Source organism: Novibacillus thermophilus, assembly GCF_002005165.1.
In the GTDB taxonomy this organism is placed as follows: domain Bacteria; phylum Bacillota; class Bacilli; order Thermoactinomycetales; family Novibacillaceae; genus Novibacillus; species Novibacillus thermophilus.
Genome location: NZ_CP019699.1, coordinates 2,740,609 through 2,752,555 on the forward strand (window position 1 = coordinate 2,740,609; position 11,947 = coordinate 2,752,555).

Here is an 11,947-nt window from a genome sequence, read left to right on the forward strand (position 1 = left end):
GATGCGTTGTGATATCCACGAACGATTTTCGTACGGGTCTCACCATTGAACTGGATGGAGACCCATGGCAAATTATGGATTTTCAACATGTCAAACCGGGAAAGGGGGCCGCGTTTGTCCGTTCCAAACTGCGGAATTTGCGCAACGGTAATATTCAAGAGCGGACGTTCCGGGCCGGAGAGAAAGTCCCTCGCGCTCACGTGGAGACGCGGCAGATGCAGTACTTGTACAACAGCGGGGATGAGTACACGTTTATGGACAATGAAACGTACGAGCAGATTACACTCCCCGCGGCAAATCTCGAGCGGGAAATTAAATTTTTGAAAGAGAACATGAACGTAAACATTGTGAGTGTGAAAGGAGAAACGATCGGAGTCGAACTGCCGAATACAGTCGAGCTGGAAGTCGTAGACACGGAACCGGGCATTAAAGGGGATACCGCGTCTGGCGGAACGAAGCCGGCCACGCTGGAAACCGGACTGACGGTTCAAGTGCCGTTTTTTGTCAACGTTGGAGACAAAATCATCGTCGACACGCGCAAAGAGGAATACGTATCCCGAGTATGAGCCGTGCAAAGCGGCATGCGCGTCATCTGAAAAAAAATGAAAACACCTTTAGCAAAAAAGCCGTGATCCCGGCTGCCATGAGGGGGCCGACCGGAATTCCACGCATAAAGAGGATACCGAATATGGAGCCGATGACGAGACCGACGATGAGCTCTGGATCGATTTTCAACAAATCGAGCCCCTTGCCGTTCATGTACGTGGCAAGTGCTCCTCCGATGAGAGCCAAAATTCCCGGTGCGCTTGTAAACACAGATAAGACGTCCTTATATCCGATGCTGCCGTTGGCAAACGGTATAAGGACCGCTATCGTCAAGAACAAGAGCCCTAACTCAAGCCCGCGGCGTTCGATGGCGGGAAAGTAGTGTTCTAGGTGTGACAGTTTTAAAATTAGCAGGAAACTCGCGGCAGTGGCGATGATGGGCGAACGTCCGATTATGCCGATCACGATGAGGCCGACGAGTAGTATGTCTCCGTACATACGAAAACCCCTGTCCACTTATTCGTATTACACTTTATGTGGACAAGGGGCGAAATATTATTGCGTCGACAGTTCCGGTTGAAGGTTGACGGAAAATGTGTCTGAACGCAAGCCGCGGCGCAGCGCTTCCACAGCAAGGGCGTCCTTTGACGCGACGTTTCCCAGGTTCACGTTTTCCCCGAGCAACTGAATCAGTGTCGCTTGCTGTGACTTCAACGGTGCTTCCCAAATGATGTCCGTGCCACACCGTTTTTGGGCTTCTTGTACGAATTTGGGATCGAGCTCCCCGTTTTTGTCGTAAATGCCGACGTCTTTTCCCGATTCACGCCCTTCGACGATGACGTAGGAGGCACCCGCCAGTCGATCTTGTTCATAAGTGCGGTACAGCTGGTCGAAGGAGATACAAGTCCCTTTCGTTTTTTTACCCACCTCAGACAAGACGAGAAAAGATTCGCTCATGCGAGAAATCACGTTTTGGCGCATTCCCGGCGGGAGAGTCAGGCTCCCCTCTGAAATCTCAACTGCCGGGAACCCTACTTGTTCTAACGTCTCCATATAGCGCTCCCAACATCCCCTGGCAAAAGCCGCTTCAAAAAACGTTCCCCCGGGATACACCAAAGTGTCGTGCTCTTTGGCACACGCAATCTTTTCTTGCAAAACGCCGGAAGGCGTGAGACCCGCCGTCCCAAACCCTAATTTGACAAAGTCGATGTACGGGCCGGCGATGTTCAGTAAATCCCGAAAGGCGTTCATTCCGAGGCCCGTATCGATGACCATCGTCACGCCGGATTGGCGTGGTTTTGCCGTGCGTTCCTTCACCCATTCCCAGTCCATCGGCGCTCTCCTTTCAAACGTATTTACGATTACAGACTATGCCCCGGAGACAGGGTGGGTGTTTGCGGACGAATTCCATTACGGGTTTTGGGGGTCCGGGTTCCATCGCTTTTTGTGTATGAACGTTCGTTGGTGACCTTTTTTGCTCCTTAGGCGATGGGGGCGCTTGATTAAAAATAAGGAGAGGAGACAACTTAACGCTGTAATGCCGCCGACTGACAAAAACAGGGCGGTTTTTGTGTCCATAAAAGCGCCGAATACGGGGGGCCTAGCGCGACGCCGATAAATCGAACGCTGTTGTACAGAGAGGTGACGATGCCCCGTTCCTCTTTCCCGACAGACGACGTGATCATCGTGTTTAAACACGGCAACACTAAACCACTTCCCACACCCCCGACGACGAGCAAGCTGATGAGCACAATGTTGCTGTTGACGAACGGGACGGCGCCGATGACGACGGCGAGCGTTCCCAGGCCGGCGACGATAAAAGGCTTCATATATTTGATGCGATGCTGAACGAACCCACCGCACCAGTACGACGTCGAGCTTAACGCCAACAACGGAATAGCGAGGACGAGTCCTTTCCTCACCCCTTCAATGCGGTACGTTTTTTCCAGTACGTCGGAGAGGTAAAACAGCACCCCGAACAACACGAACAGCGTGACAGAGCCGGCCAAAAAGGCGGCGAGCAACCATTTCCCTTGGTTTTTCCACGTGTTCATTAAATGATTTTTGTACTGGGCGAGGGGCGGCGGCTCCTTTTGGGTCCCTGGCTCTCTAATCAACCACCAGACGAGGACAGCGGCAGGGAGGCACAGAATAGGGAAAGCAAAAAAGAGGGAGAACCATGTGATCACCGCCAGGAGCGAACCGATAATGGGACTCAAGACTTTCCCCATACCGTTGGCCGCTTCAATAATTCCGAGGGCTTTACTGCGGCTTTGTCGGTCGTACAAGTCGCCGACGAGGGCCATGGCGATGGGGGCGGTCCCGGCAGCACCGATTCCTTGGATGATGCGCCCGGTGAGGAGGAGAGGATAAGACCCGTCCCCAATCCAGGCGGCGAGGCCGGCGACAACTCCTCCCGTCCCGTACAGGAGCAAACTTGGAATGATAACTTTTTTGCGGCCGATTCTGTCAGAGAGGATGCCCGCTAAAGGGATGACGATCCCGGCCGGGATGGAGAAGAGGGTAATGAACAGACTCACTTGAAACTGACTGACGTCGAGAGCCGCTTTTGCTTGTGGCAACACGGGTACTATCATGGAATTGCCGAGCACCATAATGAGAGGAATAAGGCTTAGCGTCGCTATGGCGCTGGCGCGCGGCCGTTCCCTCGATTGACTGTTTTGTCCACTCATGCTGTTGTAACTCCTTTACGGAAAAGCCTCTTCGTTCAACACGTTTAGCATGCCCGTTAACCGACGGTGTATGAGGGTTGGCATAAATGAGCCAAGCTCGCATATTTATGGAGTAAAACGGAGTTGGACAGGAGGTTCTCCCGTTGAAGCCGGAGATCGAACACATTTTGCCGCAACGTTTGCGTCAGCTAATCGAGGCTATCCCCCAGCACATTTCTCCGTACATTGAAGAAATACGCGTGCGTTTGGGACGACCCCTGGAAGTGGTGACGGCGGACAAGGTCCTTTACGTACTTCCGGACGGCACCGTCTCTAAGTACTATCAAGCGGCATACCGTCCCGATGATTCCGACTGCACCGCCTTGCTGAGCCTGATCAGCAATCATTCTCTCTACGCTTTAGAAGAAGAGTTGAAGCGGGGATATGTGACCATTCAAGGGGACACCGCGTCGGGATTGTCGGGAGAGCTGTCGTCGAGGACGGAGAGGTGAGTCATTTGCGCAGTGTGAGCGGGTTCAATATCCGCATCGCCCGCGAATTGAAGGGGGTGGCGCGATCTCTCGTGCCGTTTCTTACCGATCCAGACGGAAGATGCTATAACACACTCATCGTATCGCCTCCCCAGTGCGGCAAGACAACCCTTCTGCGGGATCTTGCCCGTTGCTTTAGCAGCGGAGGAGAACACGAGGCGGTGAAGGCGAACAAAGTCGGCATCGTAGATGAGCGGTCCGAGTTGGCGGGGAGTGTGAACGGAGTGCCGCAGCTCGACATCGGGCCGAGGACGGACGTGCTGGATGCGTGTCCCAAGGCGGAAGGGATGATGATGATGATCCGCTCGATGTCTCCGGACATACTGGTGGTGGACGAAATCGGGCGGCCGGAAGACGCGAGGGCCATAGACGAAGCCGTTCACGCAGGCGTTCAGTTAATCACCACCGTCCACGGCAAGGATTTAGACGATATCAGCCGACGCCCGGTACTGTCCCGCATTTTACAGCAGTCAATTTTTGCCCGTTATGTCCTTCTCAGTAAAAAACGCGGTACCGGGACGGTTGAGGGAGTGTACGATGCCGAATGGAATGAGCTTTGGGAAGGGCGGGTGCATGCCATGTGAAGCTCTTAGGTGCTGTCATGATCTTTCTGGCATGCGCGATGACAGGATTTTGGATGGCGCGCCACTACGCGCGGCGCACGGAGGAACTGCGGCAATTGCGCGGAGCACTCTCGCTGTTGGAGACTGAAATTGCTTACGGTGCGACACCGCTTTACCTCGCCTGTCGACACATTGGAGAACAGGAAACTGGGCCGGTCGGGCGCTTTTTCTCCCTCGTATCCCAGAACTTGACTCAATCGGACGGCCATTCCGCTCTAGAGTGCTGGCAGCGGGCCCTTTCCGAAGTGAAGGGTGAACTGGCCATACGCGAACGAGACCGGCGCATTCTCCACCGCTTGGGCCACAAACTGGGCTTGTCTGACAAGCCCGATCAAATTCACCACTTGCGTTTGGCGCAAGCGAATTTGGAAACGGAGGAGGCGCACGCGATCAAAGAACAGGAAACGTACGAAAAAATGTTTCGCAGTCTAGGCGTGCTCACCGGCGCTTTGTTGGTCATTTTAATGTACTGACGGGAGGGGTAAAGGGTGAACATCGATGTTAACGCCATATTCCAAATTGCCGGCATCGGGATCATCGTGGCCATGATCCATACGATCCTCAAACAGATGGGAAAAGAAGACTGGGCTCACTGGGTCACCCTTATCGGCTTTATCGTCGTGCTGTACATGGTGGCCAACTTAATTAACGAACTGTTCCAAACGATACGCAATGTGTTTTTGTTTCAAGGGTGACGCGGGAGGCGGTCATGTGGACATCATTCAAGTCGTCGGCATTGGTTTGATCACTGCCGTTCTCGTCATCACGATTAAAGAGCAGCAACCGTTGTTCGCCTTTCTGTTGGCTACATTTGTCGGCGTTGCCATCTTTCTCGGCCTGATCGGAGAAATAAGCAAAGTGATCCGCCTTCTGGAAAATATCGCGAACAAGGCGAATATTCAAATCGTCTACCTGGAGACGATCTTGAAAATTATCGGCATCGCCTATATCGCAGAATTCGGGGCACAAATTACGCGGGACGCTGGACAGAGCTCTATCGCTGCTAAAATCGAACTCGCTGGAAAAATACTGATCATGGTGATGGCGATTCCGATTATTACCGTACTCGTAGAGACGATCATGCAACTGTTGCCCGGTTCATGACACGGCGTTTAAAGGAGGTGAGGCCATGCCGCTGGGCACGATGAGGCGATTGTGGCTCGTTATCCTCACCGGATACTGCTTCGTTTTCACAGCCTCGGTAGCGGCGGCAGAAGAAACGACAGACCCACGAGAAATCGATGAGTCGACGGTTCAAAACGACCTAGTGCAAAAACAGTTGGAATACATCGAGACCGATGACATCGAGCAGTACTGGCAACGTATATACGATGAGTACAACGGTTTTTTGCCCGGCAGTGAACCCCCGAGCATTTTCGATTTGATCCTCGACAACCGCGAAGGGTTCGATGTGAAAGGCGCTTTGCTCGGGTTTTTCGAATACTTTTTGTTTGAAATTGTTCACAACATGGGACTGCTTGGCACGATCGCGGTTTTGGCCGTTTTCTGCATGTTGCTGCAGCAAATGCAGACGGCGTTCGAACAAAACACGGTGAGCAAAGTGGCGTACGCCGTCGCCTATTTGGTGTTGATCATTTTGGCGATTAACAGCTTTGCAGTGGCGATAGAGACGGCACAATCGACGATCGGGGGCATGGTGAACTTCATGCTCGCCCTCATCCCCCTGATGTTGACACTGTTAGGCGCTATGGGAAACGTCGTGTCGGTCACTGTATTTCATCCGCTCATCGCCTTCTTGGTACATGTGATCGGAACTGTCGTGTACACCGTCGTGTTTCCGCTGCTCTTTTTTTCCGCTGTCCTCGGCATGATTAGTTCATACGCCGTCCAGTATCCGCTGACGAACTTGGCTCGCTTGTTACGCAACGTCAGCATGAGCGCCCTCGGCATCTTCATGACGGTTTTCCTCGGCGTCGTTTCCGTGCAAGGGGCGGCGACGGCTGTCACAGACGGTGTGACGATCCGTACAGCGAAGTACGTCACAGGCAATTTCGTCCCAGTGGTAGGCGGCTTGTTTGCCGAGGCTGCCGATACAGTGGTCGGGGCCTCTCTCTTGGTCAAAAATGCTGTCGGCATGTCCGGGGTCATCATTCTCATGTTTATTTGCGCCTTCCCAGCACTGAAGATTTTAGCTTTGGCCTTGATTTACAGTTTCACCGGGGCCGTCATGCAACCGCTGGGCGACAGTCCGATTACGCAGTGCCTCGACACGATCGGAAAAGGACTGATCACCATATTCGCGGCCATGGCGACCGTCGGGCTCATGTTTTTTATCGCTGTGACGATCATTGTCGCAGCTGGAAACGTGTCCGTCATGTTGCGGTAGGGAGGGGTGAACGTGTCCTACTTGGCATCGTGGATTCAACAACTCGTGTTAACCGTCATTTTGGCGACGTTCATTGACCTTTTGTTGCCAAACAACACGATGCAGCGTTACGTTCGCCTCGTTATGGGCTTGGTCATTTTAATGCTCATTCTCTCACCGCTGTTATCGTTGTTGCAAAGGGATTGGAGTCTTGAAGATCTGATGTCGCAGGGGCAAGCTGCCGCAAGGGGAGAACTTGAGAGCTTGCCACTCATACAGGAGAAAGCTGGCACTCTGATGGAAAAGCAAGACGAGTGGGTGTCAGAAACGGTCAAAACGCGCATCGAGAGAAATATACGCGATGGGATTGAGCAACAGTTTGACGTAGAGGTTATCGGCGTGACCGCTTCTTTGTCGGAAGGCGGAAAGCACCCAGGGGTTGACAGCGTCCGCGTGACTCTCGATCCCGGTGCACATCCCCATGGTCAATGGGAGATTGAACCAGTAAAACCGGTCGACATTGACGTGGAAGAAGACCGAGAAGAAGAGTCAGAACCTGTTTCCAGTTCCATACCTGCCTGGTATGTCCGCGATATACGGGAGTGGGTGTCGCGCGAATGGCACATCGAAGATGCGAACGTACAAGTGAATATCGCGGAAGAGGAGGGATCGTAACATGCTGAAATCGTGGTGGAAGCGATTGACCGGGGAGACGGAAAACGCTGACGAACAAGACCATAGCTATGGGAACCGACCGCGAACGCTGCAATGGCTGGTTATTCTCGGGTGTGTCGGGGCGGCGTTCATGCTCTTCTCCTCCTTCATCAGCGTCCGGCAGGAAGTCATCCCCGCGCGCGAACCCCCGTCTGAAACGGGTGAAGCGGCTGAGACCTCTGCACTGTCTGGCGACGGCCGCCCTCTTTCCATCGAAGACTACGAAGATAAAATGGCCGCTGAATTGAGCGGACTCTTGGAAAAAGTCGTCGGCCTGGAACAAGTGTCAGTGCAAGTCAATCTAAAGTCGACGGAAATCGCCGTTCTTGAGAAAAACACAGTGAACAAGAAGCAAGTGACAGAAGAAGAAGACAGGGAAGGCGGCAAACGGACAGTGACGGATACGAACGAAGACCGGCAGGTGGTGACGATACAAGGCAAACAAGGGGAAGAGCCGATCGTCGTACAGCGGTTAAAACCCGATGTAAAAGGCATCATGATCGTAGCTAAAGGGGTTGAAAATCTGGAAGTGAAATCTGCGGTGTTGCAGGCCGTCCGAGCTTACCTCGACGTGCCTCCACATAAAATTGCCATTTTGCCAAAAGGTTAAGGAGGGTTTAATTTGAGTAAACAAACGGTTTGGTTAGTGACGATGCTCTCGCTGATGGTCGTCTTGTCCGCCTACTACATCGTCTCGGGTCCGGTAGAGCCGGTGGATGATGTGGCGGCGACCGAAGAAGACGCAGAGGTGACAACACAAGAGGCGAACCCGCTGGAACTGGCGCTGTTCGGGTCTGATGGAGACGGGGAGGAAGATGCAGAGAAAGGAGCAGACGAGGCGGAGACAAAGGAAGAAGCGCGTGATTCAGAAGGAGAAAAGACTGAAGAAACCGGTACCGAGGACGACGACACCCCGGCGATCAGCGGGCAGGATTACTTCCTCGCTATGCAGACAGAGCGTTCTGCCATCAACTCAGAGCTAATTGAAAAGTACACAGACATTATGACCGATCCCCAGTCGTCCGAAGAACAGGCTGAAGCGGCAAGCGCCAAATTGGAAGAGTTGCGAAAGACGATCGACCAAGTGACAGAAATGGAAGAACTGATCAGGGGACAAGGATATAACGACGCCCTCGTCATGCACGAAAAGGGAAAATACGACATTACCGTGCAAACGGACTCCCTCAGCAAAAAGCAAGCCGTGGAAATATTGGAACTCATTCAAGAAGAGACGGATGTTCCGGCCACATACTTGACCATTTCTTATCACCCGTAACGCGTGCCGTTCTCCAATCCCTTTTAACAGGGATTGTTTTTTTTCGCAAATGTGTGGAGGTTGTGGTATGATCGAGTAGTCTTACCTCCCGTTAGTGGATGTGATAAAATACACATGACAGATGGGGATATTTGAACGTTCTGGGAGTGATAATTCAGTGAAGATGGAAGACATACGTGAACTTATACAAATAATGGAACAATCGGACTTGGAAGAACTGGAACTGGAACAGCACGGTGTCCGCCTCAGTTTGAAGAAGTCCCTTTCACCGGGGGACAAGAGACAGCCGAACGGTGAGGCTGTTCAAACGAAAGCCGTACAACACGTGTCAGAGGCGACGGACCGCCCGGAACACGACACCCGACAAACGGCCACTGAGGATACATCATTACATAAGATCGTATCCCCGATGGTGGGGACCTTCTACCGGGCGCCGGCCCCCGATGCCGATCCGTACGTGCAAGTGGGAGATCGAGTTCAGGAGAACACGGTCGTGTGCATCGTCGAAGCGATGAAGTTGATGAACGAAATTGAAGCAGAGGTCACGGGAGAAATTGTGGAAGTTCTCGCCGAGAACGGACAATTGGTCGAATACGGCCAGCCGCTGTTCTTGGTAAAAAAAGACTAGGAGAGGGCTTGTCATGTTTCATAAAGTGTTGATTGCGAACCGGGGCGAGATCGCCGTCCGCATCATTCGCGCGTGTCGTGAAATGGGGATCTACACTGTCGCAGTCTACTCGGAAGCGGACCGGGACAGTTTACACGTCAAACTGGCTGATGAAGCGTACTGCATCGGACCAAAAGCAGCTCGTGACAGTTACTTAAACTTCGCCAACATCATGAGCGTGGCCACTTTGACCGAAGCGGACGCCATCCACCCGGGTTACGGATTTTTGGCGGAAAACAGCGATTTTGCGGACATCTGCGCTGAGTGCAACATCACGTTCATCGGCCCGAGTGCCCATGCGATTCAGTTGATGGGGGACAAATCGACGGCCAAAGAAACGATGAGACGAGCGGGTGTTCCCGTCGTACCAGGGTCGGACGGTTTAATTGACAGCGAAAAAGAAGCGGTCGAAACGGCAGAAGCTATCGGCTACCCCGTTCTCGTAAAGGCGACCGCTGGAGGCGGCGGGAAAGGGATACGTATCGTACGAAACCGAGGTGAACTCGTTCAATCCATTCGCACGGCGAGGCAGGAGGCAGAAGCGAACTTTAGTGATGCCGGCGTCTATCTAGAGAAGTACTTGCAACAACCGCGTCACGTTGAAGTGCAGGTCATGGCTGATCAACACGGAAACGTAATTCATTTGGGTGAAAGGGATTGCTCGGTCCAGCGCCGCATGCAGAAATTGATTGAAGAAGCGCCGTCGCCGGCTGTCGATGAAGACCTCCGCCGCGAGATGGGACAGGCTGCTGTCCGCGCGGCACGGGCAGTTGATTACGAAGGAGCCGGGACAGTAGAGTTCCTTTTGGAAGATGGTCACTTTTATTTCATTGAGATGAACACGCGTATCCAGGTAGAGCACCCCGTGACGGAAATGGTGACCGGGATTGACCTGATTAAGGAACAAATTCGCGTTGCGGCAGGTGAACCGTTATCCGTCAAGCAAGAAGACGTCCGTTTGGACGGGTGGGCCATCGAATGCCGCATCAATGCAGAAAATCCCGAGAAGCAGTTTATGCCGTCCCCCGGGACTCTCTCGTTTTACTTGCCCCCTGGAGGGATGGGGGTACGTGTAGACAGCTCTGCCTACCCCGGTGCTGAAATCACGCCGTTTTACGATTCTATGATTGCTAAACTCATTGTGTGGGGTAACAATAGAGATGAGGCGATTGCGAAAATGAAGCGAGCCCTCGTGGAATTTGCCGTCGAAGGAATTGAGACGACCATCCCCTTCCATTTACAAGTGTTGGAGCACGAACGTTTTGTGAAGGGGGACGTGACGACACAATTCGTGGACCAATTGAAGAGGTCAGTGGAGGCCAAAGGAGATGAAAACGATGGAACACCAAGATTGGACGCCGTTTGACCAGACGGCGTTGGGGACAGTGGAAATCGCCCCGGAAGTCATTGAGTTCATCGCGGGAACCGCCGCACTGGACGTTGAAGGGGTTCACGCTTTGAGCGGCGGTTTTGTCGGCGACATCCAAGAAAAACTCGGGCGCAAAAACGTGCGCAAAGGGATTCGCGTACGCATTGGCGACCAGGAAGTAGAAGTCGCCTTGTCCGTCATTATGGTGTACGGCTCGTCTATCCCGCGAGTTGCCAACGAATTGCAACACAAAGTCAAGCAGTCGATTGAAACGATGACCTCTCTGACGGTGAAACGCGTGAACGTGTACGTCACAGGGGTAGCCTGGGACAAGTGAGGCTGACAGGAGGAAGCACATGGCGAAGAAACGGAAAAGGTTATGGTGTCAAGCCTTTTTAGCGGCTGGCAGTGCATTGGGTTTGTACATAAGTGTCAGCTGCAAAAGGCGTAGCAAACCGCTGCTCCTCGACGCCACGGAAGAGGGGGCCGTCTTTGTGACGGCGCATTCATTGGAACAGGCAATCCGCCGACTGCTTAACGAAGAGCGGAATGTGCATCCCCTCCGCATAAGAGCTGTTTTGGCAGGAGAGCGCGTACAGAAAATCACGGGAACCGTTCAGTTGAAGCAAAGCCGTTTGACCCCGACGACGGAACAATTAGAAGAAAAGATCCGCCTCCTTGTCCGCGAACAATTTGGCGTAGAGCTGCCGGCCGCTGCCCTTCACTTTGACACGATACTGACGTGAACGGACTGTCGGTTGGAGGACGGGTTTCGTTAGGAAAGGAAAGGACGTTAGCATGAGTCGACGCGATGCACGGGAAAAGGTGATACAAGCCCTTTACCAGCTGGACTTTCATCGGGACCGATGTGATTTGCCTGACGACTGGTTGAACGGATTGCGCGAACGGGACCTTCTGTTTTACAGAGAATTGTTGACCGGCGTGCGTAACCGCCTGGACAAACTGGACCAAATGATTCGGCCCGCGTTAAAAGGATGGACGCTAGAGAGGTTGTCAGCCGTTGACCGCGCCATTCTTCGTCTCGGGACGTATGAACTGAGTGAAAGGGACGACATACCGCCCAACGTGACGTTGAACGAAGCGGTGGAGCTGGCCAAGCGGTTCAGTACCGATGAGGCGGCGCGCTTCATAAACGGCGTTTTAAGTCAAATCAGGCGAAATCTCGAAGAGCGCTAAAGGACG

General features: G+C 53.1%; 16 protein-coding genes and 1 pseudogene. 14 read left to right on the forward strand and 3 right to left on the reverse strand.

The features are described 5' to 3' along the window. Positions 1–8: 8 nt before the first annotated feature. Entirely contained in the window at positions 9–566 is a 558-nt protein-coding gene (efp, locus tag B0W44_RS13220; RefSeq protein WP_077720439.1) for an elongation factor P, read from the forward strand. Positions 567–588: 22 nt separating this feature from the next. Here the strand turns inward: efp and B0W44_RS13225 are convergent, their stop codons facing one another. The 3 genes from B0W44_RS13225 to B0W44_RS13235 all read right to left on the reverse strand — a co-directional run bounded on the left by B0W44_RS13225 (position 589) and on the right by B0W44_RS13235 (position 3,239). Then, positions 589–1,044, reverse strand: a complete 456-nt coding sequence (locus B0W44_RS13225; protein WP_077720440.1) for a DUF441 domain-containing protein — start codon at positions 1,042–1,044, stop codon at positions 589–591. Between the two features lie 57 nt (positions 1,045–1,101). Then, positions 1,102–1,878, reverse strand: a complete 777-nt coding sequence (comA, locus tag B0W44_RS13230) for a phosphosulfolactate synthase (RefSeq protein ID WP_077720441.1) — start codon at positions 1,876–1,878, stop codon at positions 1,102–1,104. A gap of 194 nt (positions 1,879–2,072) precedes the next feature. Then, positions 2,073–3,239 (reverse strand): MFS transporter, encoded by a 1,167-nt coding sequence (locus tag B0W44_RS13235; protein ID WP_149027019.1) that lies wholly within the window; start codon positions 3,237–3,239, stop codon positions 2,073–2,075. A gap of 179 nt (positions 3,240–3,418) precedes the next feature. On the opposite strand from B0W44_RS13235, the pseudogene spoIIIAA reads away from it, so the two are divergent. The 13 genes and pseudogenes from spoIIIAA (at position 3,419) to nusB (ending at position 11,941) form a co-directional block, all read left to right on the forward strand. Beyond that, a pseudogene (spoIIIAA, locus tag B0W44_RS13240) lies at positions 3,419–4,353 on the forward strand (stage III sporulation protein AA). After that, positions 4,350–4,865: a stage III sporulation protein SpoIIIAB gene (spoIIIAB, locus tag B0W44_RS13245; RefSeq protein ID WP_077720442.1), complete on the forward strand. Its 516-nt coding sequence runs from the start codon at positions 4,350–4,352 to the stop codon at positions 4,863–4,865. Before spoIIIAA ends, spoIIIAB begins: the two are co-directional and overlap by 4 nt. Positions 4,866–4,880: 15 nt before the next feature. Next, complete coding sequence (gene spoIIIAC / locus B0W44_RS13250; RefSeq protein ID WP_077720443.1) at positions 4,881–5,087, forward strand: stage III sporulation protein AC; 207 nt, start codon at positions 4,881–4,883, stop codon at positions 5,085–5,087. 16 nt (positions 5,088–5,103) lie between these two features. Beyond that, the gene (gene spoIIIAD / locus B0W44_RS13255; RefSeq protein ID WP_077720444.1) at positions 5,104–5,496 is read left to right on the forward strand and encodes a stage III sporulation protein AD; all 393 of its coding nucleotides are present in this window, start codon (positions 5,104–5,106) and stop codon (positions 5,494–5,496) included. 25 nt (positions 5,497–5,521) lie between these two features. Further along, positions 5,522–6,739 carry a stage III sporulation protein AE gene (gene spoIIIAE / locus B0W44_RS13260; RefSeq protein WP_077720445.1) on the forward strand — a complete coding sequence of 406 codons (1,218 nt, stop codon included), beginning with the start codon at positions 5,522–5,524 and terminating at the stop codon, positions 6,737–6,739. A gap of 12 nt (positions 6,740–6,751) precedes the next feature. Continuing rightward, on the forward strand, positions 6,752–7,393 hold the full coding sequence (spoIIIAF, locus tag B0W44_RS13265; RefSeq protein ID WP_169835576.1) for a stage III sporulation protein AF: 642 nt from the start codon (positions 6,752–6,754) through the stop codon (positions 7,391–7,393). A 1-nt stretch (position 7,394) separates the two neighbouring features. Beyond that, positions 7,395–8,042 carry a stage III sporulation protein AG gene (spoIIIAG, locus tag B0W44_RS13270; RefSeq protein WP_077720447.1) on the forward strand — a complete coding sequence of 216 codons (648 nt, stop codon included), beginning with the start codon at positions 7,395–7,397 and terminating at the stop codon, positions 8,040–8,042. 12 nt (positions 8,043–8,054) lie between these two features. Beyond that, complete coding sequence (locus B0W44_RS13275) at positions 8,055–8,708, forward strand: SpoIIIAH-like family protein (RefSeq protein WP_077720448.1); 654 nt, start codon at positions 8,055–8,057, stop codon at positions 8,706–8,708. A gap of 163 nt (positions 8,709–8,871) precedes the next feature. Next, a complete protein-coding gene (gene accB / locus B0W44_RS13280) occupies positions 8,872–9,336 on the forward strand; it encodes an acetyl-CoA carboxylase biotin carboxyl carrier protein (protein ID WP_228441680.1) in 465 nt (154 codons plus the stop codon). 13 nt (positions 9,337–9,349) lie between these two features. After that, positions 9,350–10,741, forward strand: coding sequence for an acetyl-CoA carboxylase biotin carboxylase subunit (accC, locus tag B0W44_RS13285; RefSeq protein WP_077720450.1), 1,392 nt, complete (start codon positions 9,350–9,352; stop codon positions 10,739–10,741). After that, positions 10,713–11,081, forward strand: coding sequence for an Asp23/Gls24 family envelope stress response protein (locus tag B0W44_RS13290; RefSeq protein WP_169835577.1), 369 nt, complete (start codon positions 10,713–10,715; stop codon positions 11,079–11,081). Before accC ends, B0W44_RS13290 begins: the two co-directional genes overlap by 29 nt. A 19-nt stretch (positions 11,082–11,100) precedes the next feature. After that, positions 11,101–11,490 (forward strand): Asp23/Gls24 family envelope stress response protein, encoded by a 390-nt coding sequence (locus B0W44_RS13295; protein WP_077720452.1) that lies wholly within the window; start codon positions 11,101–11,103, stop codon positions 11,488–11,490. A 52-nt stretch (positions 11,491–11,542) separates the two neighbouring features. Then, the gene (gene nusB / locus B0W44_RS13300) at positions 11,543–11,941 is read left to right on the forward strand and encodes a transcription antitermination factor NusB (RefSeq protein WP_077720453.1); all 399 of its coding nucleotides are present in this window, start codon (positions 11,543–11,545) and stop codon (positions 11,939–11,941) included. The last annotated feature ends 6 nt before the right edge of the window (positions 11,942–11,947 follow it).

Excerpts from the sequence above, each read along its gene's own strand:
- accB (WP_228441680.1), top strand. The coding sequence starts at position 8,872 with ATGGAAGACATACGTGAACTTATACAAATAATGGAACAATCGGACTTG.
- accC (WP_077720450.1), top strand. The coding sequence starts at position 9,350 with ATGTTTCATAAAGTGTTGATTGCGAACCGGGGCGAGATCGCCGTCCGC.
- spoIIIAG (WP_077720447.1), top strand. The coding sequence starts at position 7,395 with ATGCTGAAATCGTGGTGGAAGCGATTGACCGGGGAGACGGAAAACGCT.
- B0W44_RS13290 (WP_169835577.1), top strand. The coding sequence starts at position 10,713 with ATGGAACACCAAGATTGGACGCCGTTTGACCAGACGGCGTTGGGGACA.
- B0W44_RS13235 (WP_149027019.1), bottom strand. The coding sequence starts at position 3,239 with ATGAGTGGACAAAACAGTCAATCGAGGGAACGGCCGCGCGCCAGCGCC.
- spoIIIAE (WP_077720445.1), top strand. The coding sequence starts at position 5,522 with ATGCCGCTGGGCACGATGAGGCGATTGTGGCTCGTTATCCTCACCGGA.
- B0W44_RS13295 (WP_077720452.1), top strand. The coding sequence starts at position 11,101 with ATGGCGAAGAAACGGAAAAGGTTATGGTGTCAAGCCTTTTTAGCGGCT.
- comA (WP_077720441.1), bottom strand. The coding sequence starts at position 1,878 with ATGGACTGGGAATGGGTGAAGGAACGCACGGCAAAACCACGCCAATCC.
- nusB (WP_077720453.1), top strand. The coding sequence starts at position 11,543 with ATGAGTCGACGCGATGCACGGGAAAAGGTGATACAAGCCCTTTACCAG.
- B0W44_RS13225 (WP_077720440.1), bottom strand. The coding sequence starts at position 1,044 with ATGTACGGAGACATACTACTCGTCGGCCTCATCGTGATCGGCATAATC.